Annotated in this window: 18 protein-coding genes; 12 read left to right on the top strand and 6 right to left on the bottom strand. The window is 57.2% G+C overall.

All coding sequences use genetic code 11. The features are described from left to right. The 12 genes from kdsA to ACNSOI_RS11855 all read left to right on the top strand — a co-directional run bounded on the left by kdsA (position 1) and on the right by ACNSOI_RS11855 (position 10,706). Complete coding sequence (gene kdsA / locus ACNSOI_RS11910; RefSeq protein WP_058090341.1) at positions 1 to 846, top strand: 3-deoxy-8-phosphooctulonate synthase; 846 nt, start codon at positions 1 to 3, stop codon at positions 844 to 846. 227 nt (positions 847 to 1,073) lie between these two features. Beyond that, positions 1,074 to 2,369 (top strand): phosphopyruvate hydratase, encoded by a 1,296-nt coding sequence (gene eno / locus ACNSOI_RS11905; RefSeq protein WP_022990066.1) that lies wholly within the window; start codon positions 1,074 to 1,076, stop codon positions 2,367 to 2,369. Positions 2,370 to 2,568: 199 nt separating this feature from the next. Beyond that, a complete protein-coding gene (locus ACNSOI_RS11900; protein WP_022990067.1) occupies positions 2,569 to 2,841 on the top strand; it encodes a septum formation initiator family protein in 273 nt (90 codons plus the stop codon). Between the two features lie 143 nt (positions 2,842 to 2,984). Beyond that, complete coding sequence (gene ispD / locus ACNSOI_RS11895) at positions 2,985 to 3,686, top strand: 2-C-methyl-D-erythritol 4-phosphate cytidylyltransferase (RefSeq protein WP_420194109.1); 702 nt, start codon at positions 2,985 to 2,987, stop codon at positions 3,684 to 3,686. Between the two features lie 45 nt (positions 3,687 to 3,731). Next, complete coding sequence (gene ispF / locus ACNSOI_RS11890) at positions 3,732 to 4,211, top strand: 2-C-methyl-D-erythritol 2,4-cyclodiphosphate synthase (RefSeq protein WP_061332665.1); 480 nt, start codon at positions 3,732 to 3,734, stop codon at positions 4,209 to 4,211. Beyond that, positions 4,208 to 5,272: a tRNA pseudouridine(13) synthase TruD gene (truD, locus tag ACNSOI_RS11885; RefSeq protein WP_420194108.1), complete on the top strand. Its 1,065-nt coding sequence runs from the start codon at positions 4,208 to 4,210 to the stop codon at positions 5,270 to 5,272. The genes ispF and truD overlap by 4 nt, the downstream gene beginning before the upstream one ends. An 11-nt stretch (positions 5,273 to 5,283) precedes the next feature. Further along, a complete protein-coding gene (gene surE, locus ACNSOI_RS11880) occupies positions 5,284 to 6,054 on the top strand; it encodes a 5'/3'-nucleotidase SurE (protein WP_342630634.1) in 771 nt (256 codons plus the stop codon). Next, a complete protein-coding gene (locus tag ACNSOI_RS11875; protein ID WP_138435507.1) occupies positions 6,051 to 6,707 on the top strand; it encodes a protein-L-isoaspartate(D-aspartate) O-methyltransferase in 657 nt (218 codons plus the stop codon). The genes surE and ACNSOI_RS11875 overlap by 4 nt, the downstream gene beginning before the upstream one ends. After that, positions 6,707 to 7,684 (top strand): DUF368 domain-containing protein, encoded by a 978-nt coding sequence (locus ACNSOI_RS11870; RefSeq protein WP_420194107.1) that lies wholly within the window; start codon positions 6,707 to 6,709, stop codon positions 7,682 to 7,684. Before ACNSOI_RS11875 ends, ACNSOI_RS11870 begins: the two co-directional genes overlap by 1 nt. 312 nt (positions 7,685 to 7,996) lie before the next feature. After that, positions 7,997 to 8,743, top strand: a complete 747-nt coding sequence (locus tag ACNSOI_RS11865; RefSeq protein WP_420194106.1) for a peptidoglycan DD-metalloendopeptidase family protein — start codon at positions 7,997 to 7,999, stop codon at positions 8,741 to 8,743. 193 nt (positions 8,744 to 8,936) lie between these two features. Next, positions 8,937 to 9,935 carry an RNA polymerase sigma factor RpoS gene (gene rpoS / locus ACNSOI_RS11860; protein WP_420194105.1) on the top strand — a complete coding sequence of 333 codons (999 nt, stop codon included), beginning with the start codon at positions 8,937 to 8,939 and terminating at the stop codon, positions 9,933 to 9,935. A gap of 195 nt (positions 9,936 to 10,130) precedes the next feature. Continuing rightward, entirely contained in the window at positions 10,131 to 10,706 is a 576-nt protein-coding gene (locus ACNSOI_RS11855; RefSeq protein WP_072677027.1) for a chalcone isomerase family protein, read from the top strand. 54 nt (positions 10,707 to 10,760) lie between these two features. On the opposite strand, the gene nth is transcribed toward ACNSOI_RS11855, so the two are convergent. Genes nth through rsxB form a run of 6 tightly spaced genes read right to left on the bottom strand, consistent with a single transcriptional unit; the run spans position 10,761 to position 16,313 of the window. Then, entirely contained in the window at positions 10,761 to 11,399 is a 639-nt protein-coding gene (gene nth, locus ACNSOI_RS11850; protein ID WP_072677028.1) for an endonuclease III, read from the bottom strand. A 20-nt stretch (positions 11,400 to 11,419) separates the two neighbouring features. Further along, positions 11,420 to 12,136 (bottom strand): electron transport complex subunit E, encoded by a 717-nt coding sequence (locus ACNSOI_RS11845; protein ID WP_152438407.1) that lies wholly within the window; start codon positions 12,134 to 12,136, stop codon positions 11,420 to 11,422. A gap of 2 nt (positions 12,137 to 12,138) precedes the next feature. Continuing rightward, the gene (rsxG, locus tag ACNSOI_RS11840) at positions 12,139 to 12,840 is read right to left on the bottom strand and encodes an electron transport complex subunit RsxG (RefSeq protein WP_072677030.1); all 702 of its coding nucleotides are present in this window, start codon (positions 12,838 to 12,840) and stop codon (positions 12,139 to 12,141) included. A gap of 3 nt (positions 12,841 to 12,843) precedes the next feature. Beyond that, the gene (gene rsxD / locus ACNSOI_RS11835; RefSeq protein ID WP_420194104.1) at positions 12,844 to 13,896 is read right to left on the bottom strand and encodes an electron transport complex subunit RsxD; all 1,053 of its coding nucleotides are present in this window, start codon (positions 13,894 to 13,896) and stop codon (positions 12,844 to 12,846) included. A gap of 21 nt (positions 13,897 to 13,917) precedes the next feature. Further along, positions 13,918 to 15,735, bottom strand: coding sequence for an electron transport complex subunit RsxC (gene rsxC / locus ACNSOI_RS11830; protein WP_420194103.1), 1,818 nt, complete (start codon positions 15,733 to 15,735; stop codon positions 13,918 to 13,920). Then, positions 15,735 to 16,313: an electron transport complex subunit RsxB gene (rsxB, locus tag ACNSOI_RS11825; protein WP_061332676.1), complete on the bottom strand. Its 579-nt coding sequence runs from the start codon at positions 16,311 to 16,313 to the stop codon at positions 15,735 to 15,737. The genes rsxC and rsxB overlap by 1 nt, the downstream gene beginning before the upstream one ends. Between the last annotated feature and the right edge of the window lie 7 nt (positions 16,314 to 16,320).

The raw sequence follows: 16,320 nt of genomic DNA, 5'->3' as shown, positions 1-16,320 counted from the left end.
ATGGCGCAGAGCAAGGTAAACGTCTCGGGCATTGAGGTTGCCAACGACAACCCGTTCGTATTGTTCGGTGGTATGAACGTACTTGAGTCCCGTGAACTTGCCTTTGAGGTTGCTGAAAAGTACGTGGATGTCTGCGGTCGTCTTGGCATCCCGTATGTTTTTAAAGCGTCCTTCGACAAGGCCAACCGCTCGTCCATCAACTCCTTCCGGGGCCCTGGCCTCGAGAAGGGGTTGCAGATCCTGGCAGACATCAAAAGCAAGTTTGGTGTGCCGATCATTTCTGACGTGCACGAGCCGGAGCAGGCAGCGCCTGCGGCGGAAGTCTGTGACATCATCCAGTTGCCGGCATTCCTGAGCCGCCAGACCGATCTGGTGGTGGCCATGGCCAAAACTGGCGCGGTCATCAACATCAAGAAAGCCCAGTTCCTGGCGCCCCAGGAAATGAAGCACATCATCACCAAGTGTGAAGAAGCCGGCAACGACAAGGTTATCTTGTGTGAGCGCGGCAGCAGCTTCGGTTATAACAACCTCGTGGTGGACATGCTGGGCTTTGGCATCATGAAATCGATGAATGTGCCGGTGATGTTCGATGTGACCCATTCGTTGCAAATGCCCGGCGGACGAGCAGACTCAGCTGGTGGCCGGCGTGCGCAGGTTACCGACCTGGCGCTGGCGGGTATGTCTCAAGGCCTGGCAGGCTTGTTCCTGGAGGCCCATCCGGACCCGGACAAGGCCATGTGCGACGGCCCGTGCGCTTTGCGCCTGAGCCAGCTGGAGCCGTTCCTGCAGCGGGTGAAAGCTGTAGACGATCTGGTGAAAAGTTTTAAACCTATCGACACCGCCTGATTGGCGGTGTCGGCTATTTGAACGACCGCATATTCCTGAAGTCGCCAAACCTGACGGCATACTGCGGACTACGAGAGCGAATGACTGGAAAGCCTTGGCGAAAATTTCGAAGGCCAAGGATGGCCTGAGAGAAGCGCACATGGATGTGCTCGTAGCGGTTTTCGCCAAGGCTTTCCAGTTGTTCGCTCCGGCACCAAATTAAAAGTTAAGACTGGAGAAACAATCGAATGACCAAGATTGCCAACATCAAAGCCCGTGAGGTTCTGGATTCCCGCGGCAACCCTACCGTTGAAGCCGATGTTATTCTGGAAGACGGCACCATCGGCACCGCTTGTGCGCCTTCTGGTGCATCCACCGGTTCCCGCGAGGCGTTGGAGCTGCGTGATGGTGATGCTTCTCGTTATCTGGGTAAGGGCGTCCTGAAAGCGGTTGATGCGGTAAACAGCAAGATTCGTGATGCATTGGTCGGTAAAGATTCTGCGGATCAGCGTGGTCTGGACCAGATTATGCTGGATCTGGACGGCACCGAGAACAAGGCCAACCTGGGCGCCAACGCCATTCTGGCAGTCTCCCTTGCAGCGGCCAAGGCGGCTGCTGTTTCTCTGAAGAAGCCGCTGTATGCGCACATTGCTGATATCAACGGCACTCCCGGCGAATTCTCCATGCCGGTACCGATGATGAACATCCTGAACGGTGGTGAGCACGCGGATAACAACGTGGACATCCAGGAGTTCATGGTTCAGCCGGTTGCTGTGAAGAGCTTTGCAGAGGCTCTGCGTGTCGGCGCCGAGATCTTCCACAGCTTGAAGAAAGTTTTGAAGTCTCAGGGCCTGAACACCGCCGTAGGTGATGAAGGTGGTTTTGCGCCGAACCTGCCGTCCAACGAAGCGGCCCTGGCTGCGATCAAGCAAGCTGTTGAAGACGCTGGCTATGAGCTGGGTAAAGACGTAACCCTGGCGCTGGATTGTGCCTCTTCCGAATTCTATAAAGACGGTCAGTATCAGCTGTCTGGTGAAGGCAAGAGCTTTGATTCCGAAGGCTTCGCCGATTACCTGGCTGGCCTGTGTGAGCGTTATCCGATTGTGTCCATCGAGGACGGCATGGACGAAAGCGATTGGGATGGCTGGAAGATCCTGACTGACAAATTGGGTAGCAAGGTGCAGTTGGTGGGTGATGATCTGTTTGTCACCAACACCAAGATCCTGAAGCAGGGTATCGAGAAGGGTGTGGGCAATTCCATTCTGATCAAGTTCAACCAGATTGGTAGCCTGTCCGAAACCCTGGATGCCATCAAGATGGCTCAGGACGCCGGCTATACGGCGGTGATTTCTCACCGTTCCGGTGAAACTGAAGACACCACCATTGCAGACCTGGCGGTTGCGACCTGTGCCGGCCAGATCAAGACGGGTTCTCTGTGCCGCTCAGACCGGGTTGCCAAGTACAACCAGCTGCTGCGTATTGAAGAAGCGCTGGAAGGTAAGGCACCTTACCGTGGCCTGAGCGAGATCAAGGGTCAGGGTTAAGACCTGCGACATTTTTGAACCTGCCAGCGCTCGCTGGTAAGTAACAAAATGTTAAGGCCATCGCGTTCCGGATGAAAATTCGGACACGATGGCCTTTTTGTACAGTGACTTACGAGAATTTGTTGCTAATCTACTATAAGGTCTATACTTGACCTTCGACTCTTTCGATAAATCTGGTTATTTTCTGAGCTAATTGGGCATGAAAACGCTTTGGGCCATTCTGGTAGTGCTGATTCTCCTGCTGCAGGTTCGCCTGTGGGTCGGGGAGGGTAGCTTTGCGCAGGTTTGGTCGTTGGAGAAGGCGATTGCTGAGCAGCGGGCTGAGAATGCCGGGTTGGCGGGGCGTAATGACCGGCTTTATGCGGAGGTGCGGAATCTTCGTAACGAGCAGGGGGCGGTGGAAGAGCGTGCCCGCATGAATCTCGGGCTTATTCGTGAAGACGAGACTTTCTTTTTGGTCGTCGAGAATTAGTTTCGGAGTTAGAAGCAACGGGGGTGTCCTTTCCGGGAAACGCTACAAGCACATCCCTGTGCGCTTGACTGTGGCCATCCCTGGCCACAGACATTCCCGGAAAGGACACCCCCGTCACTTCTCCAAACATTGTGCGTGCGATCATGTATAAACCATCTCTTTGGCTTGTTGTTCCTGCCGCTGGCATCGGCCAGCGCATGAAAGCTGAATGTCCCAAGCAGTACCTCAAGATCAATAACCGTTTTATCCTCGATATCACGCTCTCCCGTTTGTTGGATAACGCGCCGTTCAAGGGTTGTATGGTGCCGTTGAATCCGGCAGATCACTGGTGGCCGGATAGTGAGTCGTCTCAGGATGATCGTATCCAGAGTTGTACCGGGGGCAAGGAGCGGGCGGATTCGGTGCTTTCGGCGTTGCATGCGCTGGAAGGGCGGGCGGAGGATTCCGACTGGGTTCTGGTGCACGATGCGGCTCGGCCGTGTTTGCATGCCGATGATCTTTCCAATCTGATTGATACTTTGGCGGACCACCCGGTTGGCGGGCTGCTGGCGGCGCCGGTGGCGGATACTTTGAAGCTGGCGGATGACGGCGTTCCGCCAGAGGTGGCGCAGACGGTGGATCGGAGTCGGTTGTGGCGGGCGTTGACGCCGCAGATGTTTCGCTTTGGTGCGCTCAGGGCGGCCCTGGAGTCTTGTCTTGAAAATAACCAGCCGGTTACCGATGAGTCCTCTGCGATGGAGTTTTCCGGTAAGATGCCTGTTCTGGTGGAAGGGCGGCCGGATAACTTGAAGATTACGGTGCCGTCTGACCTTGCGCTGGCCGAGTTTATTCTGGGCCGGCTGTAGGGTTTTCCCGCCTTTTGCTTATTTCTGTTTTTCTCGGAGACGATGATGCGCATTGGTCAGGGCTTTGATGTCCATGCCTTTGGTGAGGGCAGTTCTGTCATTCTCGGTGGCGTTGAGATTCCCCATAGTCATGGCCTGAAAGCCCATTCGGATGGCGATGTGTTGTTGCATGCGCTGGCGGATGCACTGCTTGGTGCGGTGGCGCTGGGGGACATCGGGCATTTTTTTCCGGACACCAGCGACGAGTGGGCGGGGGCCGATAGCCGGGATCTGTTGCGTCGGGTGATGCAGCGGGTATTGGAGGAAGGCTTTGCTGTGGTGAATGTGGATACCACGATTATTGCCCAGGCGCCGAAGATGGCACCTCATGTGGAGGCGATGCGTCTCAATATTGCTGAGGATCTGGGGGTGCCGGTGAATCGGGTGAGCGTGAAAGCCACCACCACGGAGAAGCTTGGCTTTACCGGGCGCGGTGAGGGCATTGCCTGCCAGGCAGTGTGTTTGCTCGAACCGGTGGCCATGTGAGTCAGGATAACGGTGCGCGCCGTTGGCGTCTTGAGTGGCCCACATCTTCAGGTAAGCGCCCGGGCAAGGCGCAGTTAAAGTCGGTTCCTGAGGATTTCCGGGTTACAGAGAGACTCTGGCCAGATTCTGAATTGCCAGGTTCCGTGCATGGAGGGGCCGGTGAGCACTTGTGCGTGCGTCTTGAGAAGTCTGGCGACAATACCGAGTATGTTGCCCGGGAGTTGGCGGCCTTGGCGGGTTGCAAGGCGTTTGAGGTGGGCTTTTGTGGTTTGAAGGATCGCCATGCGGTTACCAAGCAATGGTTCAGTCTCTACTGCCCGGGCCGGGAATCCGAGGATGCTGCGCTGCTGCAAGCCATTGGTGCCCGGTGGCCAGTGTTGGCGAGTGGCCGCCATGCACGCAAGCTTCGCCGAGGCGAGCATCTGGGCAATGAATTTGATCTGGTGTTAAGGCAAGTCAGTGGCAATAGAGTGGACATTGAGCAGGCGCTGACGTTGCTTGGCGAGCGGGGAGCCCCGAATTATTTCGGGCCGCAGCGGTTTGGCATTGGCGGCGGCAATCTGGAACGGGCAGTGAATCTTGACCCTTCCCGATTGAACCGGAAGAAAGGCGGCCGTCGCGGCGGTGGCGGAAGCGGTTCGAAAAACGTATTGTACTTTTCGGCGGCACGTTCCTGGTTGTTCAACGAAGTTCTGGCTGCTCGGGTTGAAGCAGGCACTTGGTTTAATGGCATGCCCGGTGAGCCTTCTGAGGATGACCGTCCCACCGGACCGTTGTGGGGCGATGGTGGCACTCTGGCAACCGGAGAGCTGGCCGAGCTTGAGCGGGCCGTGGTTGCGGAACACCCGGAGTTCGAGCGGCTGTTTCTCAGTACCCGAATGAAACCGGAACGTCGGGGGCTGGTAACCCGGCCTGAGCATTTGAGCTGGCAGTGGCTGGATGACAATGCCCTGCGGTTACAGTTTTTCCTGCCACCAGGGCAGTATGCCACCACGGTGCTGGGAGATATTTTTGAGCTGCAGGACATGAGCCTCAGCCGTGATAATAAGCAAGAAAGCTAGCGGAGAACACTGTGCGTATTTTGTTGTCCAATGATGATGGCGTGCATTCGCCGGGTCTTGTGGCCCTGTTTGAAGGCCTTGGGGGCCTTGGTGTGTTGGAGGTGGTGGCACCGGACCGTGATCATAGCGGAGCCAGTAATGCCTTGACGCTGAACCGCCCGCTGACGGTGGAAGAGCATCCCAATGGGTTTCACTCGGTTGATGGTACGCCCACTGATTGCGTGCATCTGGCGGTGAACGGCCTGTTCGATCAGCCCTTTGATCGAGTGGTCTCCGGTATCAACACCCACGCCAACCTGGGCGATGACATTATCTACTCCGGCACCGTGGCGGCAGCCACCGAAGGGCGTCACCTTGGCCTGCCGGCTATTGCCGTGTCGCTGGTTAACGACGGCCATTTCCATTACGACACCGCCGCAAGGGTGGTTCGGTTGCTGCTGGAAGACAAGCGAGCCCTGGCCTTGGGGCCTCGCTCTATCCTCAATGTGAACGTTCCTGATCTGCCCTGGCACGAGCTCTCCGGTATCCAGGTCACTCGCCTGGGCCATCGGGAGAGGGCAGAAGGGGCGGTTCCGATGACCTGCCCCCGAGGCAAACAGCGCTACTGGATTGGTGCCGCAGGCCGCGGCGGCGATGCCGGGCCTGGCACGGATTTCCATGCGGTACGTGAGGGTTATGTTTCCATTACCCCTGTCCACGTTGATATGACCCGTTACGAAGCACTGCCAGGGCTGCGGGACTGGGTAGATGGCTTGGAAGGTGCCAGGAGGGCGACATCGTGATCGCTCAACTTGAAGGGATCGGTATGACATCCAGGCGCACCCGCCTGCGACTGGTGCAGCGGTTGCGGGAAGCTGGCATTGAATCAGATCGGGTACTGGAGGTGATTGGTCAGGTACCCCGACACATCTTTCTGGACGAAGCCCTTGCCCACCGCGCCTACGAGGATACCTCACTACCCATCGGCTATGGCCAGACCCTCTCCCAGCCCTACATCGTTGCCCGCATGACGGAGTTGCTTCTGGCGCATCAGCCGGCACGAGTGCTGGAGTTGGGCACCGGTTCCGGGTATCAGACCACGGTGTTGTCGCAGTTGTTCGATGACATCTACAGTGTTGAACGCATACGCCCGTTGCAGGAGCGGGCCCGGGACCGGCTGCGGCAGCTCAATATTCGTAATGTCATGCTCAAGCATGCAGATGGTGGTATGGGTTGGCCCGAGCGGGGGCCTTTTGACGGCATTATCGTGACCGCTGCGCCGGTGGATGTGCCGCAGGAATTGCTCGATCAGTTGGCCGACGGTGGTGTGCTGATCGCCCCGGTTGGCGAACACCAGCAGGTTCTGGTGGAGATCATCCGCCGTGGTGACCGTTTCGAGCGGCGCGAGCTGGAACCGGTTCATTTTGTACCCTTGCTGGGTGGGGTTGTTCGCTGATGCAGCCTACCACCAATAGCGAAACGAGCCGTGAACATCATCCTGCAGCGGTTTTCCTGCGGGGCATGGCTATGGGGGCAGCGGATATCGTGCCGGGGGTGTCTGGCGGGACCATTGCATTCATAACCGGCATCTATTTTCGCCTGCTGGAAGCCATTAGCGCCACACCGGTGGCCTTTGTCCGCAACCTGCTGAAAGGGGATGTGGCCGGCTTCTGGCGCTCGGTGGATGGTACCTTCCTGGTGTGCCTGCTGGCCGGTGTGTTGACCAGTATTGTTAGCCTGGCCTCGCTGATCACCTGGCTTCTGGATACCCACCCGGTGTTAATCTGGAGCTTCTTTTTCGGCTTGATTGTTGCCTCTGTCTGGCACGTGGGGCAGCAGGTTCGCCGGGTAGCGCCGGTATTGCTGATTCCGCTTGCGTGCGGCATCGTGTTTGCCTGGTGGGTAACCACCTTACCCGCCAGTGAGCTGGCGCCAACGGGTATTGCGTTCCTGGGGGCGGGGGCGCTGGCTATCTGTGCGATGATCCTGCCCGGCATCTCCGGCAGTTTTCTGTTGTTGATTATCGGGATGTATGCGCCGGTTCTGGCCGCGATAAAATCCGTTGAGCTGGCCCATCTGGGATTGTTTGCTGCAGGATGCCTGATTGGGCTTCTGTCTGTTGCCCGGATAATCACCCTGGCGTTCCGGCATTTTCACGACACCGTATTAGCGCTATTGACGGGCTTTATGGTGGGGGCACTGAGCAAGGTATGGCCATGGCAGAAAACCCTGAGTTGGCGCACCAATAGTGCTGGTGAACAAGTGGCTGTGAGCCAGTCTCCGGTAGGCCCGGAAACCTGGGCCAGCCTGTATGGCCAGGACCCGCAGATATTGATGGCTATCACCATGGCTATTGCGGGTTTGGTCGTTGTGCTTGCGTTGGAATGGTTTGGGAGGATATCGGCCCGACGGCACCAGAATGTCGCGCCCTGACCGATAAAAGTGTTACCTGACGCACAAAATGTCGTTCCGGACGGTAACAAACCTGTGCGCAGAGTAACTTGGAATTGATTATAAAATGTGCAATATATTAGTAAGTTAGTCCTGAAACATGAGAAATTGCATCGAAAGTGATCAGTTTCTTAGATAGATTTATCATAATCAGGCGTTTGTTATTACGTGATTCTCTTTAGCCGGCACATTCAAGCTGTTTTTCCGACCAGGCTCCCGCCTGCTACGGAAGCGTTCTGCCGGCGGCGCACTGGCCTGCCCGTTGCGGTATCTGCTGTCCTGCTGCTGTTGGCAATGCTTGGGTTATCCGGCTGCAACACCAACGCGATCTATGGCGACGACCTCTACAACCCCCCTGTGTATTGGGGTAGTCATGTTGTGAAACCCGGGGAAACGCTATACGGCATTGCCTGGCGTTATGGCCGGGACTATCGGGAATTGGGTGATGCCAACGGTCTGGCGCCACCCTGGAACATCAGAGCCGGGCAGGTGCTCCGGCTCGACAAGAAGGGCACCATTCGCCAGACCGCCCAGGCATCTCCTCCGCCCAGGCAATCTGCGCCTGCTCCCAGACCCAGCACCAGGGCACCGGCGCCCACGGCGTCCAAACCTGCTTCCAGAGCACCGGCTCCAGCGCCCCAGACACGCACGAGTAGTCAGGTAGCTTCTGATATCCGCTGGAATTGGCCGCACTCTGGCACCGTTATTGCAAACTTCTCAGAGTCAGGAAAAGTCAATAAAGGTATTGATATTGCCGGGAATCCCGGTGATGCTGTGAAGGCGGCGGCAAGCGGAAGTGTGGTGTATGCCGGTAATGGGTTGCTGGGTTACGGAAACCTGATTATCGTAAATCATAACGAGCACTACCTGAGTGCATACGCCCACAACCGGAAGATTTTGGTGCAGGAAGGGGAGGAGGTAAAAGCCGGACAGGTAATCGCGGAACTGGGCAGTTCTGGTACAGACAAACCGATGTTGCATTTCGAGATTCGCAAGAACGGCAACCCGGTTGACCCGGCCAGATACCTGCCAAGACGTTGATTGATCAGAAAGCTGGATGTTTCTGAGGTGATTGCCAGTAAGGCCTGACAGAAAACCGCAAAGTAAAAAATAAAAACGGCAACTGTGATTGCCAGCCAACAAGCTAATGTCCTGAAGAAAACCACAACCGGAACCAGCCCGCAATAACAAGAAGTATCGGGCGAAACAGGATTATTGAGAGGCGGGGTACACCATGTCAGCAGAGCAAGAAGACATCATTATTGATCGTGTTGCAGATCTGGATGACGCAGACGATCATCTGTTAGCGGAAGACAAACCTGAAAAGCCATCAGCAGACGACTCGATGGCAGAAGCGGAAGACGACTTTCCCACCCAGGGAAAATATTTCACCAGTCAGAAGCAGCTCGATGCCACGCAGCTGTACCTCAATGAAATCGGTTTCTCACCACTGCTCACTCCCGAGGAAGAAGTCTACTTCGCGCGGCTGGCCCGCAAAGGCGAAGAGTCTGGCCGTAAGCGCATGATTGAAAGCAACCTGAGACTGGTTGTGAAGATCGCCCGGCGCTACGTGAATCGCGGTCTCACCCTGCTGGACCTGATTGAAGAGGGTAACCTCGGGCTGATCCGGGCTGTTGAAAAGTTCGATCCGGAAAGGGGCTTCCGGTTTTCAACCTACGCCACCTGGTGGATTCGCCAGACCATAGAGCGGGCGATCATGAATCAGACCCGCACCATCCGCCTGCCCATTCACGTGGTCAAGGAACTGAACCTGTATCTTCGGGCAGCCCGGGAGTTGACCCAGAAGCTGGACCACGAGCCCACCGCCGAGGAAATAGCCCGCATGGTGGACAAGCCGGTGGCGGATGTGAAGCGCATGCTCGGCCTGAATGAGCGCGTGGCCTCCATGGACACGCCGATTGGCGCGGGCAGTGACAAATCGCTGTTGGATACGGTGGCCGACGAAGGCGCTCTGGACCCGGCGGATCTGCTGCAGGACAACAACATGTGTTCCTGCCTGGAAAAGTGGATTGACCAGCTGAGCGATAAACAGCAGGAAGTGCTTTCCCGCCGGTTTGGGTTGCGTGGTTACCCCATCAGTACCCTGGAGGAGGTGGGCCAGGAAATCGGGTTGACCCGTGAGAGAGTGCGCCAGATCCAGGTTGAGGCGTTACGGCGTCTCAGGGAAATTCTGGAAAAAGAAGGTTTGTCTGGTAGCTTGCTGTTTAAATAGCCCGGGGCCAGGGAGGAGGAAAAAGCCAGCCATGGCAACATGGCTGGCTTTTTTGTTAAATGTGGCAGCAATTGAGAACCAGGTGGCGATAGGCCTCTAATTTTCATTGTTAGAATGTCGTCTCCCGGCGGGAATAGGCTGTCGAATCCGGGGACGAATGAAACATTCAATAATAATGATCGAAAGGAAAGGACTATGAAGAAGACGCTTATCACAGGTTGCGCATCTCTGCTGCTGACAGGCGCTTTGGCTGCACCGGCTTATGCCCTGAATGTTGGCGGTGTCGATGTGCCGGACACCTATTCTGCCATGGGCCAGGAGTTGCAGCTTAACGGCGCAGGCACGCGCTCCAAGTGGTTTATGAATCTGTACGTTGGTGGCCTTTATGTCCCGGAGAAAGTGGCCGATGCTGAAGCGGTTATTGATGCCGATGAACCCCAGGCCATTACCCTGCATATCACCTCTGGCATGATCACCAGCGAGCGGATGACAGAAGCCACTATGGAGGGATTCCAGGCGTCCACCGGTGGTGACCTGTCTGGTATTCAGGCTGAAGTGGACCAGTTCATGGCGGTGTTCCAGGAAGAAATCAAAGAAGGCGATGTCTTTGATCTGGTCTATGTGCCGGAGCAGGGCGTTCAGGTGCTTAAAAACGGTGAACAGCGCGACACCGTGGGCGACCTGGAGTTCAAGAAAGCCTTGTTTGGTATCTGGCTGTCTGACAAGCCGGCTCAGAAAGACCTGAAAGAGAAGATGCTGGGCAAACGCTGAAGCAATCTGCTTGCCTACGAAAAAGCCGGCATTTGCCGGCTTTTTAATGTTGGATTACTGGTAGTCCCGTTTCTGCTTGAATTCGCAAAGATCTTCAATCAGGCAGGCCCCGCACTTGGGCTTGCGGGCGGTACAGGTGTATCGGCCATGCAGAATCAGCCAATGGTGGGCATCCATCAGAAATTCTTTAGGTACCAGCCGCATCAGTCGTTTCTCAACTTCGACTACGTTTTTGCCCGGCGCAATACCGGTGCGGTTGGAAACCCGGAAAATATGGGTATCAACCGCCATCGCAGGCTGTCGGAACGCCGTATTGAGCACTACATTGGCGGTTTTACGGCCAACGCCGGGCAGGGCTTCCAGGGCCTCACGGTTGTCCGGTACCTGACTGTTGTGCTGCTCAATCAGAATCTTGCAGGTTTTTATAACGTTCTCGGCCTTACTGTTAAACAGGCCGATGGTTTTTATGTAGTCCTTCAGGCCGTCCACGCCCAAGGCGTAGATGGCCTCAGGTGTGTTGGCGACGGGATACAGTTTATCGGTGGCCTTGTTCACCCCTACGTCCGTTGCCTGAGCAGACAGAATCACGGCAATCAGCAGCTCAAACGGTGTGCTGTAGTTCAGCTCTGTCGTGGGATTGGGGTTTTCATCCCGTAGCCGGGTGAAAATCTCAATTCGCTTCTGTTTGTTCATGGTGGCTCAAAATTCGTTGTTCAGGAAATGGTGCCGGTTACCCGTACCCGTTTGCTGCCTGCACTGGTGCTTGCGGGCTCTGCCGCCTTCCGGCGCTCTTTGATCTGGTGATCAATGCCGTTCTTGAGTGCAATCAGCAGGCCGAGGCCAACGAAAGCCCCCGGCGGCAGTACCATAAACAGCATGTCCGGGTAGTGTTCAAAGGGGCGGACCACCCAATCGCTTGCCATGGGCCCCAACAACAAGTGCATGTCAGCAAACAGTGTGCCCTGGCCTACGAGTTCCCGCATTCCACCCAGTACCACCAGCACCGCCAGAAAGCCCAGACCCATCATCGCGCCGTCCAGCAGGGCCGGTAGTGGCGGGTTCTTGGAGGCAAAGGCATCGGCACGGCCGAGGATGGCGCAGTTGGTCACGATCAGGGGAATGAAAATGCCAAGAATCTGGTAAAGCTCGTAGGTGAAGGCCTGCATCAGCAATTCGGCACAGGTTACAAACGACGCGATGATCATCACAAACGCCGGAAGGCGGACGGATTCGTTGACGAAGTTACGGATGATGGAGACCGACAGGTTGGAGCCAATCAGTACCATCAGCGTGGCGATTCCGAGGCCAATGGCATTCACCACGGTGCTGGTTACGGCAAGCAGTGGGCACAAGCCGAGCACCTGAACCAGGGCAGGGTTATTGGTCCACAGGCCGTCTCTGATGATTTCAGCGGATGATTTAGTGGCCATGATCAGGAATGCTCCGCAGGAGTGGATTCACCGGCAATGGCTTCCGGAGTCAGGGTTCGGTTTCTGGGCGCGGGTGGTTCGTTCAGCCGCTCCCGGATAATATCCCGGTTCTGGCGGAAGTAGACCAGCGAATGCTGTACGGCTTTGACCACCGCCCTGGGGGTGATGGTGGCACCGGTAAACTGGTCAAACACTCCACCATTCTTTTTTACGTTCCACTGCTCGGCGGGCGGATTGCCCAGCGAGCGACCATCAAAACCGTATACCCAGTCGGATTTCCGGGTTTCAATACGGTCTCCGAGCCCCGGGGTTTCCCGGTGGTTGGTGACCCGCACGCCCAGTATGCGGCCGTCCAGATCAATGCCTACCAGCAATCGGATCTCACCGGAATAACCATCCGGAGCAACGGCCGGCAGGATCATGCCAATTGGCTGGCCATTGCGCCGGGCCACCCAGGCCTTGACCGGTTCACTGCCCGGTTGGCGAGCGTTGGCGGGCAGGGTGATGACATCGCGCAGCATATCGTTGTCGTGCTGGTGTTCGGGGATAATCTCAAACAGGGCACGTGCTTCGGCCCGCTCGGCCTGTTCCTGGATGCGGTCTTTGGTGATGCCCTGGGTCAGGGCAATGGTGCCACCCGTAATCACGGCAAACAGCCCGAGGCCGATGGCACTGCGACGGATAGAGGTCGTAATGGCATTCATCGCTTAACCTCCACTCTTGCTGGGCACGCCACGCTTGGCCTTGTGATGACCGTAGGTTCTGGGCGGGGTGTAGTGGTCGATAAACGGCACCGCGAAATTCATCAGCAACACACTGAACGCTATTGCATCGGGGTAATTGCCCCAGGTTCGAATCAGATAAACCAGCACGCCAATGCCGGCGCCATAGATGAGTTTGCCCTGATGACTGGTGGCGGCGGATACCGGGTCGGTGGCGATAAAGAACGCGCCCAACATGGTGCCGCCGGCCAGTAAGTGAAGCTGCAACGGTGCATACAGATCGGCATTGCTGCCGAATGCCAGACTCATCAAAACGATGGCGGCCAGGAAAGCCACGGGTATATGCCAGGTGATGATCCTGAGCCAGATCAGTAACAGGCCGCCGGCCAGAAAGGCCAGGTTGACCCATTCCCAGCCACGGGCAACCAGATCGCCAAAGGTGGGGTGCTGCAGTACCTCGGCGGCGGTGTGGGTGGTGATCTTGTGTTTGTATTCGTCCAGTGGCGTCGCCATGGTCCAGGCATCGATGGTGGTCTGGCTGACGGAGAAGATAGTGGCCAGGGTTTCACCAAAACCCGGTGCGCCGCCCCATAAGGTTGCCGCCTGGGCCCAATTGGTGGTCATTGCCACCGGGAAGGAAATGAGTGCCAGGGCATAGCCCACCATGGCCGGATTGAATGGGTTCGAACCCAGCCCGCCGTAGAGCTGTTTAGCCACGACGATGGCGGAAATTACCGCGATGGCGGAAACCCACCAGGGCGCAAACTGTGGCAGCGACAAGCCTAGCAGCAGTCCGGTTACCGCGGCGGTATTGTCTTTCAGGAAAAATGAAACAGGCTTGTTGCGCAATTTCAGGATCGCCGCTTCCGACGCCAGGGCCAGGGCGATACACCAGACCACATTGATCAGGTTACCCCAGCCGAAAAACAGGGTCTGGGCAATCAGGCCGGGTATGGCCGCCAGAATAACCCAGAGCATAACCCGGGATGTCGGCCGGGCATTTCGGGCATGGGGTGATGACTGTTGAACTAATGCCATAAACGATAAGCCTGCAGTGGGTTACTCGGAGGACGCATCCGAGGTGTTGGCGGCCATCTGGCCCCGGGCCTCGGCCAGGGCCTCGCGGGCCCGTTCCACCCGGTCGTGATTCTTGGCCACAGCCCGTTCCAGCTTCTCCACGTTGTCGGCCTGCTGGGCACGGGCTTCATCCAGCATCCCTTGCATGGTGCTGAGTTTGGTTTCGGCCTGCATCAGCTGTTTTTCCAGCGTTTCGATGTCCGGCTGCTCAACAGCAGCGGGCGCCGGTTCTGCTGCCTGGGCAGCCTTGGCTTTCTTGCGTTCCAGGGCCTGTTGCACCAGTGCTGCCTTTGCCGCCCGCTCATCGGTGGCTTCACCCTCGGCAACCGATTGTTCCGCTTCGGCCTGTTTCTGGGCCTGGGCTTCGGCGGCCGCCTTTGCCCGTTCCTTGCGCCGCAGTTCTTTCTCCTGCTGTTCCCGCTCCAACCGGGCCTGGCGGGCTTCAAAGCGCTCGCGGGCGTGGTCGGATTTCAGCTGCTCTGCACGCTGCTTGCGGATCTCATCCTTGGCGTAGCGGTAGTACTGAACCAGTGGAATGGAGCTTGGGCAAACGTAGGAGCAGGCGCCACACTCGATGCAATCAAACAGGTTCAGGTGTTCCGCTTTCTCGAATTCGGAGGCCTTCGAGTACCAGAACAGCTGCTGGGGCAGCAGTTCCATCGGGCAGGCCTCGGCACACTGGCTGCAGCGGATACACGGCTGTTCCGGTGGTGGTGCGGGCAACTCGTCAACGGTGGCGGCAATGATGCAGTTGGATGTTTTAACCAGCGGTATGGTGTCCGTGGTGAGGGTGTACCCCATCATGGGCCCGCCAAGCACCAGTCGGTTCAGCTGGCCCTCCTGCAGGCCGCCACTTTCCAACAGGTAACTGACCGGAGTGCCCACCAGTATCTCGAAGTTGCCCGGCTCCCGAATGGCCTTGCCAGTGACGGTGACAATACGAGAGATCAGAGGCTTACCTTCGAAAACAGCCCGGGACACCGCCATTGCGGTACCGACGTTCTGGCACATTACCCCGATATCGGCAGGAATGCCTCCGCTGGGCACTTCCAGGCCGGTCAGAATCTGGACCAGCTGCTTTTCCCCACCGGACGGATACTTGGTGGGAATCACTGCAATCTCAATCTGGGTGCCCTGAACCGCTTCCCGCATGGCGGCAATGGCCTCCGGCTTGTTGTCTTCGATACCGACCACACAGCGGGACGGCCGAAGAATCCAGGCCATCACTTTCAAGCCATTGACAACCTCTGTGGCGCGTTCGCGCATGGTCATATCGTCGGCGGTGATGTAGGGCTCGCATTCAGCGCCATTGAGGATCAGGGTTTCGACTTTTCGGTCTCGGGGCGGGCGCAGTTTGATGTCGGTAGGGAAGCCGGCGCCGCCCATACCGGCAATGCCTGCTTCCCGGATCAAGTCCAGTACCGTCTCCCGGTCCAGTTTGTGATAATCGCCGATGGGCTCAAGCTGGCACCACTGGTCTTCACCATCGGGTTTCAGCACCACGCACAAGTCAGACATACCAGAAGGGTGCGGAACCGGTCGCAGTTCGATGGCTTCAATAACGCCAGATGTAGACGCATGCACCGGCACGCCCATGCCAGTGGTGACATCGGCAATCTTCTGGCCTTTGAGTACACGCTCGCCAACCTCAACAATGACTTCAGCCGGCTCACCGATGTGCTGTTGTAACGGAAGTACCAGCCGCTCGGGTACGCCGGCCATGCGAATGGGGCGGCTGGTGGACTGGTGTTTGTTTTCAGACGGATGAACGCCGCCGGAAAAATCCCATAGTTGCGTCATCAGGCACGGGCTCCCTGGCGATCAGTAGCAATAATGGTTGGTTCCGGAGGAGACCAGGTCCAGCTTCGGATGTCTGGCTCAATGGTGACCATGTCAATACAGTCCACGGGGCAGGGCTCCACACACAGGTCACAGCCTGTGCACTCGCTCTCAATAACGGTGTGCATATGTTTTGCGGAGCCAAGAATGGCGTCCACCGGGCAAGCCTGAATGCATTTGGTGCAGCCAATGCATTCGTCTTCGCGAATAACCGCAACCCGCTTGGCCTGAGCCACACCATGTTCGGCGTCCAGCGGCTGAGGTTCCACATCCAGCAGGTCGGCCAGCGCCTTGATGGTGGTTTCACCGCCTGGCGGGCATTTGTTGATGGCATCACCGTTGGCAATGGCTTCGGCGTAGGGGCGGCAGCCGGGGAAACCGCATTGGCCGCATTGGGTTTGAGGCAGCAGAGCATCTATCTGCTCGACCAGGGGGTTGCCTTCAACCTTGAAACGCTCCGAAGCAAAGCCCAGCAATCCGCCGAACACCAGGGCCAGGGCGAGCAGTACCACAACGGCAATCAGGAAACTTGTCCACATAAATCAA

It is taken from the genome of Marinobacter sp. GH_1 (genome assembly GCF_048595985.1).
GTDB lineage: Bacteria > Pseudomonadota > Gammaproteobacteria > Pseudomonadales > Oleiphilaceae > Marinobacter > Marinobacter shengliensis.
This window is presented reverse-complemented; position numbering and strand designations above follow the sequence as displayed.